The sequence below is a fragment of the Streptomyces sp. NPDC029159 genome (genome assembly GCF_055564055.1).
In genome coordinates, this window is record NZ_JBVHWT010000011.1 from 22405 (window position 1) to 37651 (window position 15247).

The 15247-nt window shown below is 73.7% G+C and carries 14 protein-coding genes; 9 read left to right on the top strand and 5 right to left on the bottom strand.

Going from position 1 to position 15247, the window contains the following annotated elements:
• Window positions 1–2: 2 nt before the first annotated feature.
• Both ACZ4U4_RS21245 and ACZ4U4_RS21250 read right to left on the bottom strand, forming a co-directional pair.
• A complete protein-coding gene (locus tag ACZ4U4_RS21245; protein WP_467876519.1) occupies window positions 3–1343 on the bottom strand; it encodes a glycosyltransferase 87 family protein in 1341 nt (446 codons plus the stop codon).
• Between the two features lie 178 nt (window positions 1344–1521).
• Window positions 1522–1758 carry a hypothetical protein gene (locus ACZ4U4_RS21250; RefSeq protein ID WP_467876524.1) on the bottom strand — a complete coding sequence of 79 codons (237 nt, stop codon included), beginning with the start codon at window positions 1756–1758 and terminating at the stop codon, window positions 1522–1524.
• A 479-nt stretch (window positions 1759–2237) separates the two neighbouring features.
• On the opposite strand from ACZ4U4_RS21250, the gene ACZ4U4_RS21255 reads away from it, so the two are divergent.
• Window positions 2238–4361, top strand: a complete 2124-nt coding sequence (locus ACZ4U4_RS21255) for a HelD family protein (RefSeq protein ID WP_467876527.1) — start codon at window positions 2238–2240, stop codon at window positions 4359–4361.
• Between the two features lie 58 nt (window positions 4362–4419).
• Here the strand turns inward: ACZ4U4_RS21255 and ACZ4U4_RS21260 are convergent, their stop codons facing one another.
• Window positions 4420–5127, bottom strand: coding sequence for a copper homeostasis protein CutC (locus ACZ4U4_RS21260; protein ID WP_467876530.1), 708 nt, complete (start codon window positions 5125–5127; stop codon window positions 4420–4422).
• 402 nt (window positions 5128–5529) lie between these two features.
• Between ACZ4U4_RS21260 and ACZ4U4_RS21265 the strand changes: the two genes are divergently transcribed.
• From ACZ4U4_RS21265 to ACZ4U4_RS21285, 5 genes are all read left to right on the top strand, one after another.
• Complete coding sequence (locus ACZ4U4_RS21265) at window positions 5530–5991, top strand: hypothetical protein (protein ID WP_467876533.1); 462 nt, start codon at window positions 5530–5532, stop codon at window positions 5989–5991.
• Complete coding sequence (locus tag ACZ4U4_RS21270) at window positions 5988–7094, top strand: hypothetical protein (protein ID WP_467876536.1); 1107 nt, start codon at window positions 5988–5990, stop codon at window positions 7092–7094. The genes ACZ4U4_RS21265 and ACZ4U4_RS21270 overlap by 4 nt, the downstream gene beginning before the upstream one ends.
• 96 nt (window positions 7095–7190) lie before the next feature.
• Window positions 7191–8066: a transporter substrate-binding domain-containing protein gene (locus tag ACZ4U4_RS21275; protein WP_467876538.1), complete on the top strand. Its 876-nt coding sequence runs from the start codon at window positions 7191–7193 to the stop codon at window positions 8064–8066.
• Between the two features lie 44 nt (window positions 8067–8110).
• Window positions 8111–8779 carry an HD domain-containing protein gene (locus ACZ4U4_RS21280; RefSeq protein ID WP_467876541.1) on the top strand — a complete coding sequence of 223 codons (669 nt, stop codon included), beginning with the start codon at window positions 8111–8113 and terminating at the stop codon, window positions 8777–8779.
• A gap of 122 nt (window positions 8780–8901) precedes the next feature.
• Window positions 8902–10158, top strand: a complete 1257-nt coding sequence (locus tag ACZ4U4_RS21285) for a Cmx/CmrA family chloramphenicol efflux MFS transporter (protein WP_467876987.1) — start codon at window positions 8902–8904, stop codon at window positions 10156–10158.
• 78 nt (window positions 10159–10236) lie between these two features.
• On the opposite strand, the gene ACZ4U4_RS21290 is transcribed toward ACZ4U4_RS21285, so the two are convergent.
• Together ACZ4U4_RS21290 and ACZ4U4_RS21295 are read right to left on the bottom strand one after the other, a co-directional pair.
• A complete protein-coding gene (locus ACZ4U4_RS21290) occupies window positions 10237–10575 on the bottom strand; it encodes a DUF4031 domain-containing protein (protein ID WP_467876544.1) in 339 nt (112 codons plus the stop codon).
• 1 nt (window position 10576) lies between these two features.
• Window positions 10577–10939: a hypothetical protein gene (locus ACZ4U4_RS21295; RefSeq protein ID WP_467876546.1), complete on the bottom strand. Its 363-nt coding sequence runs from the start codon at window positions 10937–10939 to the stop codon at window positions 10577–10579.
• Window positions 10940–11070: 131 nt separating this feature from the next.
• Between ACZ4U4_RS21295 and ACZ4U4_RS21300 the strand changes: the two genes are divergently transcribed.
• The 3 genes from ACZ4U4_RS21300 (at window position 11071) to ACZ4U4_RS21310 (ending at window position 15042) form a co-directional block, all read left to right on the top strand.
• Window positions 11071–12015 carry a MurR/RpiR family transcriptional regulator gene (locus ACZ4U4_RS21300; protein WP_467876549.1) on the top strand — a complete coding sequence of 315 codons (945 nt, stop codon included), beginning with the start codon at window positions 11071–11073 and terminating at the stop codon, window positions 12013–12015.
• A 123-nt stretch (window positions 12016–12138) separates the two neighbouring features.
• Entirely contained in the window at window positions 12139–13077 is a 939-nt protein-coding gene (gene murQ, locus ACZ4U4_RS21305) for an N-acetylmuramic acid 6-phosphate etherase (RefSeq protein WP_467876552.1), read from the top strand.
• Between the two features lie 159 nt (window positions 13078–13236).
• Window positions 13237–15042 (top strand): PTS transporter subunit EIIC, encoded by a 1806-nt coding sequence (locus ACZ4U4_RS21310; protein WP_467876555.1) that lies wholly within the window; start codon window positions 13237–13239, stop codon window positions 15040–15042.
• The last annotated feature ends 205 nt before the right edge of the window (window positions 15043–15247 follow it).

The window sequence follows — 15247 nt, forward strand, 5'->3', positions numbered from 1 at the left end:
GCTCAGCCCGCGCCCGGCACCGATTCCCTGGCGCCGTCCGGTATGGCCGGCGCCGGGGCCGGTATGCGGACCGGGCCGGCGGCGACGGTCCGGGGGCGCGGGACGGTGGCGCCGGACGGCGTGCCGGGCGCCCCGGGGGCGGCGGTGCGGGCGTGCCACCCCACCGCGGCCAGCAGGGCCAGGCCGAGCAGTGGGTAGGGCGAGGTCAGGGGCTGTTCCCACCAGCTGAAGTGCAGATCGCGGTCGCCGGCGTGCGGGACGATCCACAGGGTGCGGGCGGTGAACGCGACGGTGACGGCGGCGAGCAGCGCCCGGCGCCAGGGGATGCGGTAGGTGTGCGCGGCGAGCGCGATGAGCAGCGGCACGCACCAGACCCAGTGGTGGGACCAGCTGATCGGCGAGACCAGCAGCGCGGTGACGGCGGTGCACAGCACGCCCCAGAGGTCCGATCCGCGGCGCCGGTGGACGCGGTACGCGGCCCAGAGTCCGCCGACCGCGGTGAGCAGCGCGGCGACCGCCCAGACGGCGCCGGGCTCGGGGGTGTGCAGCACGCGGGCGAGCAGGCCCTGGAGTGCTTGGTTGTCGACGATCCAGACCTTGCCGACCCGGTCGGTCTCGAACATCCGCCGGGTCCAGAAGTCGATGCTGGCGTCCGGCAGCACCAGGAAGCCGAGCACGACCGATCCGAGGAAGCCGGCCAGCGCGGTGCAGGCGGCCTTCACCCGGCCGGTGACCAGCAGATAGACCGCGAAGATCGCCGGGGTCAGCTTCACCCCGGCGGCGATGCCGACGGCGAGCCCCTTGAGGCGGGCGCCGTCCGGACGGCTCAGGTCCCACAGGACGAGGCAGGTGAGGGCGAGGTTGACCTGGCCGAAGATCAAGGTCTGGAACACCGGCTCCAGCCAGATGCCGAGCGCCGTGGCGCCCAGGACGGCGGGGGCGGTGTAGGCGGAGCGGCGTACCCCGGCGGCCTTGCAGGAGAGCTGGATCAGCGCGGCGAGCAGTGCGGCGTTGGCGGTGAAGCAGGCGACCTTGAGGGTGGCGAGGGAGATCCAGGTGGTGGGGATGAAGAGCAGGGCGGCGAAGGGCGGGTAGGTGGCCGGGAGGTTCCACCGGGTGGTGGTGAAGCCGTAGAGGTCGCTGCCGGAGGCGGCGGCCTGTCCCTCGGCGCGGTAGACCTCGATGTCGGGCATCGCCAGTGGGTGGACGGTGTAGAGCACGCCCAGTCCGATGAGGGATGCCGCGAGCAGCGCCCCGGCGATGACCATGCGGTGCGGGTGCGCGACGCTCTGCGCCCACGTACGCCGCCATGTCCACGTCCGCGTCCCGTCGGCGGCAGACACTCGTTCCCCTCCCCGTCGTCCTGCACGCTCTCAGCGGCGACGCTAACCGATCAGGGCCGACGGCCCGTAACCGTTTCCGGTCAACCAGATGTCCGGTGAGGAACGCGCCCGGACGCGCGGTGGCGCAGGCAGGTGGCCCGCTGCCGGAGGTCGGCGGTCCCGTCGGGGACGCGGCCGGTCAGGGACGTATCCCGGCGGCGTCGCGGGTGCGGGACGCGTGGCGGCCGGCCCCCTCCTCTCCGTACTCGCCGAGGAGGACGACGCTGAGGGCGGCCGAGGCGAAGACCTTCACGGCGCGCAGGGCGCTGCCGACCGGGTGGCGACCGCTGTGGGCGGGGCCGAGGGCCGTGGCGCCCTTCATCGGGTGCAGGGATGCCGGGTGTCCGGCTGCGGGGTTGATCGTTGCGCTGCTCATGCCTCCATCATGCTTTTCACGCGAATGCCGCACATCGGCCCATGGGCCCATTCCCGGACCGAGGGACCTCTGACTGCGGTATCACCCGCACCCCCTACCGGAGATGTACGCGCCCCCTACGGAGGGGGGACGGCCCGGCGGCGGGCGCAGGTCGGCGGGTGATACCGCCACCACGCCCGCCGACCGGCGCCGACGGGCCGACGGGCGGCCGCAGCCGCGCCCCGTCCGGCCCGCGAGAAATGCGGTGGCGCCCCGCCCGCCCCCTGACTAGAATCGCGCGTCTCCCTGCCTCCCGTCGGCTTCCGTCGAGGAGCGCCGCCGACCGGACGGAAACCGGCCGGTCCTTCGCACCACGCCGATGACCGCCCCACGTCCAGCGGGCGTGGCGCCATCCGGCGTCCGTTCCGTACGACGGCCCGCCGTGCCCGCCCGCCGTGGCGCACGCCCGCCGAAGTGAGAGTCCACCGGAGGCAACGCCCGTGCCCGCGCACGCCCAGCACCCCGTATCCGATCCGCACGCCCCGGCCGCCGGTGAGGGCGCCGATCCGCTCGGCAGCGAGCGGGACCATCTCGCCGCCTCCCGGGCCGCGCTGCGCGCGATGCGCGCCGACGCCGAGGCGCTGAACATCACCGACGTCACCGCGAACTGGGTCAACGCCGAGGTCCTCCAGGGCGAGATCGACGCCCGGATCAAGGCGCTCGCCGATCTCGCCCACACCCCGCTGTTCTTCGGCCGCCTCGACTACCTGCACGCACCGGGCCTCGACCCGTCCGAGGGCGGCGCGGGCGGCCACGGCGGCGAGAACTTCTACATCGGGCGGCGCCACGTCCACGACGCGCACGGCGACCCGATGGTCATCGACTGGCGCGCACCGGTCTCCCAGGCGTTCTACCGGGCGTCCAAGAAGGACCCGATGGACCTCCGGATGCGCCGCAGGTTCGGCTACACCGGCGGTGAGCTGACCGCGTACGAGGACGAGCACCTGAGCGACCCGGCGGAGGCGGAGCGGACGAGCCGGCTGCTCCAGACGGAGATCGAGCGGCCGCGTGTCGGCCCGATGCGGGACATCGTCGCGACGATCCAGCCGGAGCAGGACGAGATCGTCCGTGCCGGGATCAGCGGTTCGGTGTGCGTCCAGGGGGCGCCGGGCACCGGGAAGACGGCGGTGGGCCTGCACCGGGTCGCGTATCTGCTGTACGCGCACCGGGAGCGGCTGGCCCGTTCGGGCACCCTCGTCATCGGGCCGAACGACTCGTTCCTGCACTACATCGAGCAGGTGCTGCCGGCCCTGGGTGAGCTGGAGGTCAAGCAGGCCACCGTCGACTCCCTGGTGGGCCATGTGGAGGTGCGCGCCAAGGACGACGCGGCGGCCGCGTCGGTCAAGGGGGACGCGCGGATGGCGGAGGTGCTGCGGCGGGCGGTGTGGTCGCACATCACGCCGCCCGAGGAGGCGTGCGTGGTGGTGCGCGGCTCGCGGCGCTGGCGCATTCCGGCCTATGAACTCCAGGAGATCGTCGAGGAGTTGCGGGAGCGGGACATCCGCTACGGCGCGGCGCGCGAGGCGCTGCCGCAGCGGATCGCGCACGCCGTGCTGGTGCGGATGGAGCAGGCGGGCGAGGCGCCGGACGACCGGGTGCAGGACGCGGTGGCCCGGAACGCCGCGGTGAAGGCGACGGTCAAGGCGGCCTGGCCGCCGGTGGATCCGGCGAAGCTGGTGCTGCGGCTGCTGGGCGATGCGGAGTTCCTGGCCGAGCACGCCGAGGGGCTGCTGACGCCCGAGGAGCAGAAGGCGGTCCTGTGGGCGAAGCCGGCGCGGAGCGTGAAGAGCGCCAAGTGGTCGTCGGCGGACGCGGTGTTGATCGACGAGGCGACGGACCTGGTGGCGCGGACGCCGTCGCTGGGCCATGTGGTGCTGGACGAGGCGCAGGACCTGTCGCCGATGCAGTACCGCGCGGTGGGCCGCCGCTGTACGACGGGTTCGGTGACGGTCCTCGGCGACATCGCCCAGGGGACCACGCCGTGGGCGACCGACACCTGGGAGGAGGCGCTTCGCCATATGGGGAAGCCGGGTTCGGTGGTCGAGGAGCTGACGCAGGGGTTCCGGGTGCCGCGCGAGGTCATCGCGTACGCCTCCCGGCTGCTTCCGGCCATCGCGCCGGATCTGCGGGAGGCCACGTCGATCCGTGAGGCGGCGGGCGATTTCGAGATCCGCAGGGTGCGCCCGGAGGCGCTGGACACCTCGGTGCTGGCGGCGTGCCACGACGCGCTGGCCAAGGAGGGGTCGATCGGCTTGATCGCGGCGGACGCCCGGGTGCCCGGGCTGCGCGCCGCCTTGGAGGAGGACGGGCTGAAGTGCCTCGCGCCGGGTGAGGAGACCTCCGCCGAGGCGCGGCTGACGCTGGTCCCGGCGACGCTCGCCAAGGGCCTGGAGTACGACTACGTGGTGCTGGACGAGCCCGCCGCGATCGTCGACGGCGAGCCGGACGAGCGCACCGGTCTGCGCCGTCTCTACGTCTGTCTGACCCGTCCGGTGTCGGGGCTGACGGTCGTCCACGCGGCGGCGCTGCCGGAGCAGTTGGCGGACGGCGGCGAGGCCGGGTAGCCCGGCCGGGTTCGTGTGTCCCGGGGCGCGGGCAGGTGCGGCGCGCGCCCCGGGTCGGTCACTCCTCCGCGCCGTCCAGGGCGGTGCGCCAGCGGCGTACGGCCGCCGCGTCGACGGGGGCGGACCAGCCGGACGGGCGGGCGGCGCCGCCGATGTGGAAGGCGTCGACACCGGCCGCGCGCAGGGTGGGGAGGTGTTCCAGGGCGAGGCCGCCGCCCACCAGGACCTGCGGGGCGTAGCCGGGCTCGCCGGCGGTGGTGCGGGCGTGTTCGGCGAGGAGGACGGGCAGGCCGTCGGCGACGCCGGTTGCCGCCCCGGCGGTGAGGTAGGTATCCGGGCCGCCGGTCAGCGTGGCGAGTTCGGTGCGCAGGGTGTCGCGGTCGGCGGCGTGGTCGAGGGCGCGGTGGAAGGTCCAGCGGCAGCCGTCGATCGCCTCGGTGAGCGCCCCTACGGTGGCGAGGTCGGGGCGGCCGTCGGGGGTGAGGAAGCCGAGGACGAATTCGTCGGCGCCCTCCGCCCGGAGCGCGGCGGCATCGGCGCAGAGGGCGTCGACGTCGCCCGCGACGAAGCCGCCGCTGTGGCGGAGCATGACCCGGAGGGGGATGTCGACGGCGGCGCGGATCGCGGCGAAGACGTCGCGGGGCGGGGTGAGCCCGTCGGCGGCCATGTCGGTGACGAGTTCGAGGCGGTCGGCCCCGCCGGTCTGCGCCGCGACCGCGTCCTGCGGGTCGAGCGCGATCACCTCCAGCAGTGCGCGGTTACTCATGGGACCCCAATCGGTGGTGGGTGTGGCGGACGGGCGTCGTGCGGGTGGCGACGCCCGGGGAGCCGCCGCGATAGGTCTAGTCCAATCACGGCCCAGCGTAAACGGTGTCCGCCGCTCCACGGCTTTTTTACGGAACGGACACGGCCGGAAACGTTCCGTACCGACACCGCGCGACGGAGCGCCGCCACCCGCCACGCTCGGCGAACGCCGTTCCGCCCGGCGGCCGGCCTCCCCGCGGGCACCTCTCCGGGCGGCGCGTTTTACGCCCGGAGAAGGCACCCTTCCGCCCGTCGCGGGCCCGGTTGAGAAGATGGTGTGAAACCCGGCGGATATGGGTAACACGCCTTCCCTGTAAGGGCGTTGCGGCATGTCGCGGGCGCCCCACCGACGGGGGGAGAACACATGTCAGAACTGGCCACGGTGTCCGCCGAGATCGCTCCGTATCTCGCGATGGCGGCGAGCAGCCTGGGTACGTCCGTGCTCACCGCGGCCCAGCAGCGGATCACGGACCGTACGGTCGACGCCGGTGAGGGCTTCTTCCGGCGGCTGCTGGGACACGGCACCGACCGCATCGGGGGCGGCACGGAGCCCGTGCTCGACGCGGACCGCGCGGCCTCGCTGGACGGCAGCCTGGCCCGGCTGGGCGACGCCGAGCGACAGGCACTGGCGGAGGCACTCGCCGCCTGGCTGGCCGGTCCCGTCACCGCACGGGACGCCGCCGGGTTCCTCTCGCACCTGGCTCCGCACCTCTCCGGCACCACGATCAACTCCCCCACCACGTACGGGGACCACTCCGCCGCGATCGGCGTGGTGAACGGCACCGTCCATCTGAGCGGTGGCTCGGACACCGAGGCCGCCTCATGAGCCGCGGAAAACCGCCGCGCCGCGCCCGCAGCGCGAGACGCCCGGGGAGCGCGGGCACCGGGAATCTGCCGGGCCGGGAGCGTCCTGCCGGCAACGACGCAGGTCAGCGCCGTACCGGCACGGGGAAGCCGGGAGTTCCCGATACCGGGAGACCGGGGCGCGCCGATACCGGGAGACCGGGGCGCACCGGAGCCGGTGCCGCGCCCGGTGCCGACGAGCCACGCCCGACCGACGCCGCCGCGTCCGGTGCCGACGAGCCACGCCCGACCGACGCCGCCGCGCCCGGTGCCGACGAGCCACGCCCGACCGACGCCGCCGCGCCGCCCTCCGGGAAGGACGACCGTCCGGCCGAAACCGGCCCCTCCCCCGCCCCCGAGGTCCACCACCACGACATCCGGCACAACAACCCCGTCACCACCGGCCCGCACTCCATCGCGGCCAACGACATCAAGAACGTGATCATCCGCTGGGTGATGCACCCCAGCGCCCGCTGGCTGCCGCTGCTGCTGGCCTGTGCCGCCCTGGTGATCGCCCAGACGGCCGACCCGCACGGCCCGGCGGGGCAGTACACGCTCTGCATCACGCTCGCCGTCCTCGCCATCGCGGCGGGGGCGGTGCGGGTGCTGATCCGTAAGACGCCGAGCGTGGCGGCGGTGGGTGCGCTGTCGCTGGTCTCCGTGCTGGCGACGGTCGGCGGCTGGCTCTCGTTCCAGTACACCGCCGCCCACGCCGACATCGATGTGACGGGTCAGATGCAGCCCGCGGGCAAGAGGGCGCCGCTGACGGGCCGGAACAACACCGTCACCTTCGCCCTGGGCCCCGCCCAGCTGCGCGAGCCCCGGGAGCGGCTGCGGCTGACCCTGACCGTGTCGGACTGGGACCCGAGCGCCCCGGCCTGCTCGTACCGCACCTCGGCGACCGCGTATCTGATGGACGGCGGCGCCCCCACGCAGGCGCCGGTCCGCTCCGGCCGTCCCCTGGATTTCGTCCTGAACTCCGGCGCCACCTCCGTACGGATCCAGGTGACGCTGGCGGAGAAGGATCCCGGACGGAACTGCCGGACGGACGTCCGGGCCGTCTCAGCCGTGCTGCACGACTCCTGACCCGGGCCGTACGCGGGGCCGCGGCCGGCCACCGCGTACGGCCACACGGCCGCCGCCGCGTCTCACCTGTCACACCACGCACAACGGGGAGATCCCATGACTTCAGCCGCACCGCGGCGCCGCGCCCTCGTCGGCGCCGCGCTGCTCGTCCTGACCGCGCTCGCCGCGTCCGCCTGTGCGGACGACCGGCCGCCGACCCTCCTCGACCAGCAGTCGGTGTCGGTCGGGGTGAAGAACGACCAGCCGGGCACCGGCGAGGAGGCCGCCTACAAGTTCGCCGGGTTCGACGTCACCGTGGCCCGGCATCTGCTCGAAGAGCTCGGCGCCAAGGGGCACTTCAGCAGTGTGCCGTCGGAGAACCGCAGCCAGGTGATCACCGACGGGGACCAGGATCTGGTCGCCGCGACGTTCTCGATCACCCCGACACGGATGAAGGACATCGACTTCATCGGCCCCTACGCGACGACGTCCCAGGGCGTCATGGTCCGGAACAAGGACGCCGGCCGCATCAAGAAGCTGGAGGATCTCAAGGGCCGGGCCGTCTGCACCTGGAAGGGCGCCATCTCCTTCGACGAGCTGAACAAGGAGGCGTACCGCAACATCAGCGTCTATCAGGTGGCCGACGCCTCACGCTGCATCGACGACCTCCGGGCGGGCCGGGCCACGGCGGTCTCCACCGACCAGATGATCCTTTACGGCTTCACCCAGAAGTACCCCGAGCTGCACGTGGTGCCCGGGATCGTGGTCGGCTCCCCCAACGACTACGGCATCGCCATCGCGAAGAAGTACCGCGCGGACTGCCGCAAGCTCAGTGACAAGCTGCGCGACTATCTCAACGGCACCGACTGGGAGCGGGACTTCGCCCTCTCGCTGCCGTCCATCGCCAACCATGTGCAGAACTGGCAGACGGAGTTCAAGCCGTCCGCCGAATCCGTGGGCCAGCTGTCCTGCCGGGACGCGCCCGCCGCCTGACCGCCCCGGGCCCGCCGGGCGGCCCGGCGGGCCACAATGGCGGTATGACTTCCGACTCCCGAACGGAGCCCGGCGGCCCGGCGGCGGAGCTGCGCCGCCGCTGGGCGGCGACCGTGGCCCGCACCCGAGGCGCGGCGGGCCCCGATCCGGCCCCGTACGCGGAGAACCTGCTGGCCCGCTGGGCGGAGCCGCAGCGCCGCTACCACACGGTCACGCATCTGGCGGCGGTCCTGGAGCGGGTCGACGAACTCGCCGCGTACGCCGCCGATCCGGGCACCGTCGAGCTGGCGGCGTGGTTCCACGACGCGGTCTACCGCCCGGACCGTTCGGAGAACGAGGAGCGCAGCGCGGCGCTCGCCGAACGCGCGCTGCCGGAGCTGGGCCTCGGCGCCGACCGTACGGCGCAGGTCGCGCGCCTGGTCCGGCTCACCGTCAGCCATGATCCGGAGCCCGGCGACCGCGACGGCGAGGTGCTGTGCGACGCCGATCTGGCGGTGCTCGCCGGGGCGCCGGACGCCTATGCGGCGTACGCGGCGGCCGTCCGCGAGGAGTACGCGTTCGTGCCCGACCCGGACTTCACCGCGGGCCGGGCGGCGGTGCTGCGGCAACTCCTCGGTCTGCCCCGGCTGTTCCGCACCCCGCTGGGCCGGGAGCGCTGGGAGGGCGCCGCCCGGCACAACCTGGCGACGGAACTGGCGCTGCTGAACGGCTGACCTGCGGGGACACTGGGCGCACCGCATATCGGGACATACCGCACGGCGTCCCTGGTGCGGGAATGCGACGCGTCCGGGCACTGTTGGTGGCGGACATGCCTGTCCCCTCCGAACGCACCCGTATGCCCGCCGCTGTCTACGTACTGGGCCTGTCCGTATTCGCTCTTGGCACCAGCGAATTCATGTTGTCCGGCATCCTCCAACCGCTCGCCCACGACCTGGGTGTCTCCATTCCGCAAGCGGGTCTGCTGGTCTCCGCGTTCGCGATCGGGATGGTGGTGGGTGCCCCCGTCCTCGCCGCCGCGACGCTGCGGCTGCCGCGCCGCACCACGCTGATAGCCCTGCTCGCCGTCTTCGCACTGGGGCAGGTGGCGGGCGCGGTGGCGCCGACGTACGGCGTGCTCTTCGCCTCGCGGGTGGTGAGCGCGCTGGCGTGCGCCGGGTTCTGGGCGGTCGGCGCCGCCGTGGCGGTGTCGCTGGTGCCGGTCACCGCGCGGGCCAAGGCGATGGCGATCATGGTCGGCGGGCTGAGCATCGCCAACATCGCGGGCGTACCGGCCGGTGCCCTGCTGGGGCAGCACGCGGGCTGGCGCTCGGCGTTCTGGGCGGTGGCCGTGCTGGCGGTGATCGGCCTGGTGGGCGTGGTCTTCGTGGTGCCCCGTACGGAGGTGCCGACGGGCGAGGAGCGGCCGCAGCTCCGCCGTGAGCTGGCCATTTACAAGGACAAGCAGGTCTGGCTGGCGCTGTCCGCCACGGCGCTGAACGCCGCCGCGGTCTTCTCGCTCTTCTCGTACCTCTCGCCGCTGCTCACCAAGACCGCCGGGCTGGCGGAGAGCTGGGTGCCGACGGTGCTGGCGCTGTTCGGCATCGGTGCGCTGATCGGCACGTTCATCGGTGGCCGGGTCGCCGATGCGCATCTCTTCCCGACGCTGTTCGCCGGGATCTCCGCATCGACGCTGGTCCTGGCGGTGCTGGCGCTGACGGCGCACAGCCCGGTCGCCGCCGTCGGGCTCTCGCTGCTGCTGGGTGTCACGGCGTTCACCACCACTCCGGCGCTGAACGCCCGGATGTTCAACGTCGCGAACGCCGCCCCGACCCTCGCCGGGGCGACGACCACCGCGTCGTTCAACATCGGCAATACCCTCGGCCCCTGGCTCGGCGGTCTGGCCATCAGCGCGGGCTGGGGCTACGCCTCCACCGCCTGGCTGGGCGCGGTGCTGGCCGCCGCGGCGGTCGCCCTCACCTTCATCGCCTTCCGGCTGCACCGGGCGCCGCAGCGCTCCCGGGTGATCGCCTCCTCGGCGCCGGGCGCGGCGCCGGGCGCGGAGTCCGGCGTCGAACTGGCGAAGGACGGCGCGGCGACGCCCGCAGGCAGCTGACCGCCGGCCACCGCCCGCCCTCCGGCCGCAGGACCCGCCTCTCGCGGTTCCTGCGGCCGTTCGCCGTTCCGGGGCTCCCTACGCCCCCGGCTCGCCGGGCAGGCTCGGCCCGCTGACGGGCCAGGTGACCGCGCCGGTGACCGGCCAGGTGTCCGGCGGGCGGTGCTTGGGGCGGCGGAGACCGGCGGCGGTCAGGCGGCGGAGCAGCTCCTTGCTGCCGACCTCGACCGCCCCGGCGAGCACCGCGGCGTCGTAGCGCTCCCGGGGCAGGTCGTAGTGATCGCGCTCGAACGCCTTCGGGGGGACGCCGATCCCGGAGGCGAAGAAGTGCAGCTCCTCGAACGACACGTCGCTGACCAGGTGCGACCACATATGGCCGTGGCCGGGCCAGATGGGCGGGTCGATGTAGAGCGCCATCTCAGTGCTCCGCGGGCGCGCCGAGCCTGCCGACGCGGGCCACCGCGACCGCCGTCTTGGGGCAGACCCAGTGCGGATCGGGGCCCAACTCCGGCTCCACGTCGAGCGCGTGCGGATCGCCGGACTCCGTGCACACCGGGCACAGCGGCCAGCGGCCGTACCGCTCCAGCAGGGCGTCCTGGACGTCCTGGGCTATCAGCCCGGCGACGAACTCCACCCCGGCCGGCCACTGCTCCACCCACCAGCGGCGGTGGGTGACGGCGTCCTCGACGAGGGAGACGATGTCGGCGTCGGCGACGTCGTTCGCCACCAGGTCGGCGAGGATCAGCGCCCGCGCGGCGTGCAATGCCTGTTCCAGCTCCATGCCGTCCATTGTCGCGCGGACCGGTGACAGTCCGCTCCGCCGTCCACAGCCCCGCGGCGGGCCCGGCGGCCGTTGTCCACAGGCCGTGACGAAGTATTGACGCGCCCTGGCGTTGAAATTACTTTTCAGTCGTGAGCAGCAGCGTGAAGGAAACTTTCAGCGAGGTGGCCGTCGAGTCCCGACCGGCCCCGACCCCGCCCGCCCCCGCGGCGCTGGCGGCCAAGGTCCGCACCCTCGGTCCGTCGATGACGCGCTCCATGCAGCGGGTCGCCGAGGCCGTCGCGGGCGATCCGGCCGGCTGCGCCGCCCTCACCGTCACCGGCCTGGCCGAGCGCACCCGCACCAGCGAGGCCACGGTCGTGCGCACCTCCCGGCTGCTGGGCTATCCCGGCTACCGCGATCTGCGGCTGGCGCTCGCCGCGCTCGCCGCCCAGCAGGCCGCGGGCGGCGCCCCCGCCGTCACGGCCGACATAGCGGTCGACGACTCCCTGACCGACGTCGTCGCGAAGCTGGCACAGGAGGAGCAGCAGTGTCTGGCCGACACCGCCGCCGGACTGGACGTCACCCAGCTGGAGGCCGCCGTCTCCGCGCTGGCGTCGGCCCGCCGCATCGATGTGTACGGCATAGGGGCGTCGAGCCTGGTCGGCCAGGATCTGGTGCAGAAGCTGCTGCGGATCGGCCTGATCGCGCACGCCCACGCCGATCCGCATCTCGCGGTGACCAACGCGGTGCAGATGCGGGCGGGTGACGTCGCCCTCGCCATCACCCATTCGGGCCGGACGACGGACGTCATAGAGCCGCTGCGGGTCGCCTTCGACCACGGCGCGACGACGATCGCGATCACCGGCCGCGCGGACGGCGAGATCGCCTCGTACGCCGATCACATCCTGACCACCTCCACGGCCCGCGAGAGCGAGCTGCGGCCGGCCGCGATGTCGTCGCGGACCAGTCAACTCCTCGTCGTGGACTGCCTGTTCATCGGCGTGGCGCAGCGTACGTACGACACCGCCGCGCCCGCCCTGTCCGCCTCCTACGAAGCGCTCGCCCACCGCCACTCCCCCCGCTCGCACCGCTGACCCCGCCGCGCGCCGCCCGCCCGGCGGCGCCCGCCCGGCCGGCCCCGCCCCGCCGGCCTCCCCCGCACCCGCACCACAGCACGTCGTACAGATCCGTCCGTACGAGCCGGAAAGAGCCGCCACATGACTTCGACAGCCGACCACGCACATCTGCGGGCCCAGTTGGACACGCTCACCACCGAGGCGTTCCGCCCCGAGCTGGCCGAGATCGACCGGCGATCCACCCTGGAGATCGCCCGGACGATGAACGACGAGGACGCGCGGGTGCCCGGCGCGGTCGGCGCGGTGCTGCCGCGGATCGCCGCGGCCATCGACGCGCTCACCGCCCGGATGGCCGAGGGCGGCCGGTTGATCTACGCCGGCGCCGGGACGGCCGGGCGGCTGGGGGTGCTGGACGCCAGCGAGTGCCCGCCGACGTTCAACACCGACCCGTCCGACGTGCTGGGGCTGATAGCCGGCGGCCCGTCGGCGATGGTCACGGCGGTGGAGGGCGCGGAGGACAGCAGGACGCTGGCCGCCGCGGACCTGGCGGCGCTGGGCCTGACCGAGCGGGACACCGTCGTCGGGATATCCGCCTCGGGCCGCACCCCGTACGCGGTCGGCGCGGTGGAGTACGCCCGGAGCGTCGGGGCGCTGACGGTCGGGCTGTCCTGCAACACCGATTCGGCGCTGGCCGCGGCGGCGGAGCACGGTATCGAGGTCGTCGTCGGTCCGGAGCTGCTGACGGGCTCGACGCGCCTGAAGGCGGGCACGGCGCAGAAGCTGGTGCTCAACATGTTGTCGACGATCACGATGATCCGGCTCGGCAAGACCTACGGCAATCTGATGGTCGACGTCCGGGCGTCCAACGACAAGCTCCAGGCCCGTTCGCGGCGGATCGTGGCGCTCGCCACCGGCGCCTCCGACGCGGAGATAGAGACCGCCCTCGCGGCGGCGGACGGCGAGGTGAAGAACGCGATCCTGATCGTGCTGGGCGAGGTCGACGCCCCGTCGGCCGCCCGCCTTCTCGACGCCTCCCGCGGCCATCTGCGCGAGGCCCTGGAAGCGGCCCGCACGGCCTGAGGCCGCACCGCCCGACCCGTACCGCCTGATACCGGCTCGGCGCCCCGAACGGTCCCGCACCGCCGCGATCCCTACCGTCGCGCCCTCCGGCCACCCGATTCATCCTGTTAAGAACCGTTCCTCCCCTCCGCTCGTTGTCCGCACAGCAAGGCACCGCACATGTCCGAAGACAAGAACCGCGCCACCGCCGCCGCGATCCTCCCCCTCGTCGGCGGCGCCTCGAACCTCACCTCCGTCGCCCACTGCATGACCCGGCTACGGCTCGGGATCCGGGACCGTTCGCTGGTCCGGGAGGAGGCGCTCAAGGCGCTGCCCGCGGTCCTGGGCGTCGTCGAGGACGACACGTACCAGATCGTGCTGGGCCCGGGGGCGGTCGCCCGCGTCACCCCGGAGTTCGAGCGGCTGGTGGCCGAGGAACGCGCCACCGCACTGGAGCCGGCCCCCGCACCGGTGACCGCCGAGGCGGCCCCCGCACCGACCGCCTCCGTCGCACCCGACGCGCCGGAGGCGACGGAGCCCCCAGAGACAGAAACGGCGGACGCCCCCGGCACTCCGGCCCCGGCCGCATCCGGCGGGTCCGCCCCCGGCGCGCCCGCTCCCGCCGGGGCCGCCCCCGCCGGACCCGCGCACGCCACCACCGCCGCCGACCTCGCCGCCCAGGGTGCCGCGCTCAAGGCGCGGCAGAAGGCGCGGAACGCCACGCCGTTCAAGCTGTTCCTGCGCCGGGTCGCCAACATCTTCGTACCGCTGATCCCCGCGCTGATCGGCTGCGGCATCGTCGCCGGTGTCAACGGGCTGCTGACCAACCTCGGCTGGCTGCCGTCCGTCGTCCCGGCGCTGGCCGCGGTCGCCTCCGGCTTCATGTCGCTGATCGCCGTGTTCGTCGGCCACAACACCGCGAAGGAGTTCGGCGGGACGCCGGTCCTGGGCGGGGCGGTCGCCGCCGTCATCGTCTTCCCGGGCATAGCGAACATCACGGCGTTCGGCCAGAAGCTCTCCCCCGGGCAGGGCGGTGTCCTCGGTGCGCTCGCCGCCGCGCTGCTCGCCGTCCAGGTGGAGAAGTGGTGCCGCCGCCATGTCCCGGAGGCGCTGGACGTCCTCGTCACGCCGACGCTGACGGTGCTGGTCACGGGCCTGGTGACGATCTACGGCCTGATGTTCGTGGCGGGCGAGGTGGCCAACGGCATCGGCACGGTCGCCACCTGGCTGCTGGCGCACGGCGGGGCGCTCGCCGGTTTCGTCCTCGGCGGGCTCTTCCTGCCGCTGGTCATGCTCGGGCTGCACCAGGCGCTCATCCCGATCCACACCACCCTGATCGAGCAGCAGGGCTACACCGTGCTGCTGCCGATCCTCGCGATGGCCGGTGCGGGTCAGGTCGGTGCCGCCGTCGCGGTCTATCTCCGGCTGCCGCGGAACACCTCGATCCGCCGGACCATCAAGTCCGCCCTCCCCGCCGGTTTCCTGGGCGTGGGCGAACCGCTGATCTACGGCGTCTCGCTGCCGCTGGGCCGCCCGTTCATCACGGCATGTGTGGGCGGCGCGTTCGGCGGCGGCTTCATCGGCCTGTGCAACCAGCTCGGCGACGCGGTCGGCTCCACCGCCATCGGCCCGTCCGGCTGGGCCCTCTTCCCGCTGGTCAAGGGCAACACCGCCCTCGGCACGACGCTCGCGGTCTACGGCCTCGGGCTGCTCGTCGGCTACATCACCGGCTTCCTGGCCACGTACTTCTTCGGCTTCAGCCGCCAGATGCTCACGGAGCTGAACGCGGCACCGGAGGCTGCGGGCACCCCGGAAGCCGCCGGGAGCGGGCCGGCCCCGGAGGCCGCGCCCGAAGCCCCAGAAGCTCCCGCAGCCCCCACCCCGGAAGCCACCGGCGACGCCTCGGCCCGAATAGCCGACGGCCTCGCCCCGGCACCGGCAACGACGGCCCCGGCCCCGCCCCCGAAGGAGTCCGCCACCACCTGACCGCACCCCGGCCGCCGCCCGCAGCGCACGCCTGCAACACCAAGGCGAGAAGGTCCGTGACCCCTCCCCGCCACTCTCCACGGACAGCGTTCCCCGCGACTTGCGGCAAGTCCCGGGGAACGCCCGAAACGTGCCGGCCCGGTGATTCCGGTTCCGGGCACACCTCCCCAGCGCGCGCCCCGCCCTCCTCGCGGGCGCCCCTGTC

Coding starts and splice junctions, on each gene's coding strand:
- ACZ4U4_RS21250 (WP_467876524.1), bottom strand. CDS start 1,758: ATGAGCAGCGCAACGATCAACCCCGCAGCCGGACACCCGGCATCCCTG.
- ACZ4U4_RS21310 (WP_467876555.1), top strand. CDS start 13,237: ATGTCCGAAGACAAGAACCGCGCCACCGCCGCCGCGATCCTCCCCCTC.
- ACZ4U4_RS21270 (WP_467876536.1), top strand. CDS start 5,988: ATGAGCCGCGGAAAACCGCCGCGCCGCGCCCGCAGCGCGAGACGCCCG.
- ACZ4U4_RS21295 (WP_467876546.1), bottom strand. CDS start 10,939: ATGGAGCTGGAACAGGCATTGCACGCCGCGCGGGCGCTGATCCTCGCC.
- murQ (WP_467876552.1), top strand. CDS start 12,139: ATGACTTCGACAGCCGACCACGCACATCTGCGGGCCCAGTTGGACACG.
- ACZ4U4_RS21285 (WP_467876987.1), top strand. CDS start 8,902: ATGCCCGCCGCTGTCTACGTACTGGGCCTGTCCGTATTCGCTCTTGGC.
- ACZ4U4_RS21275 (WP_467876538.1), top strand. CDS start 7,191: ATGACTTCAGCCGCACCGCGGCGCCGCGCCCTCGTCGGCGCCGCGCTG.
- ACZ4U4_RS21280 (WP_467876541.1), top strand. CDS start 8,111: ATGACTTCCGACTCCCGAACGGAGCCCGGCGGCCCGGCGGCGGAGCTG.
- ACZ4U4_RS21260 (WP_467876530.1), bottom strand. CDS start 5,127: ATGAGTAACCGCGCACTGCTGGAGGTGATCGCGCTCGACCCGCAGGAC.
- ACZ4U4_RS21290 (WP_467876544.1), bottom strand. CDS start 10,575: ATGGCGCTCTACATCGACCCGCCCATCTGGCCCGGCCACGGCCATATG.
- ACZ4U4_RS21265 (WP_467876533.1), top strand. CDS start 5,530: ATGTCAGAACTGGCCACGGTGTCCGCCGAGATCGCTCCGTATCTCGCG.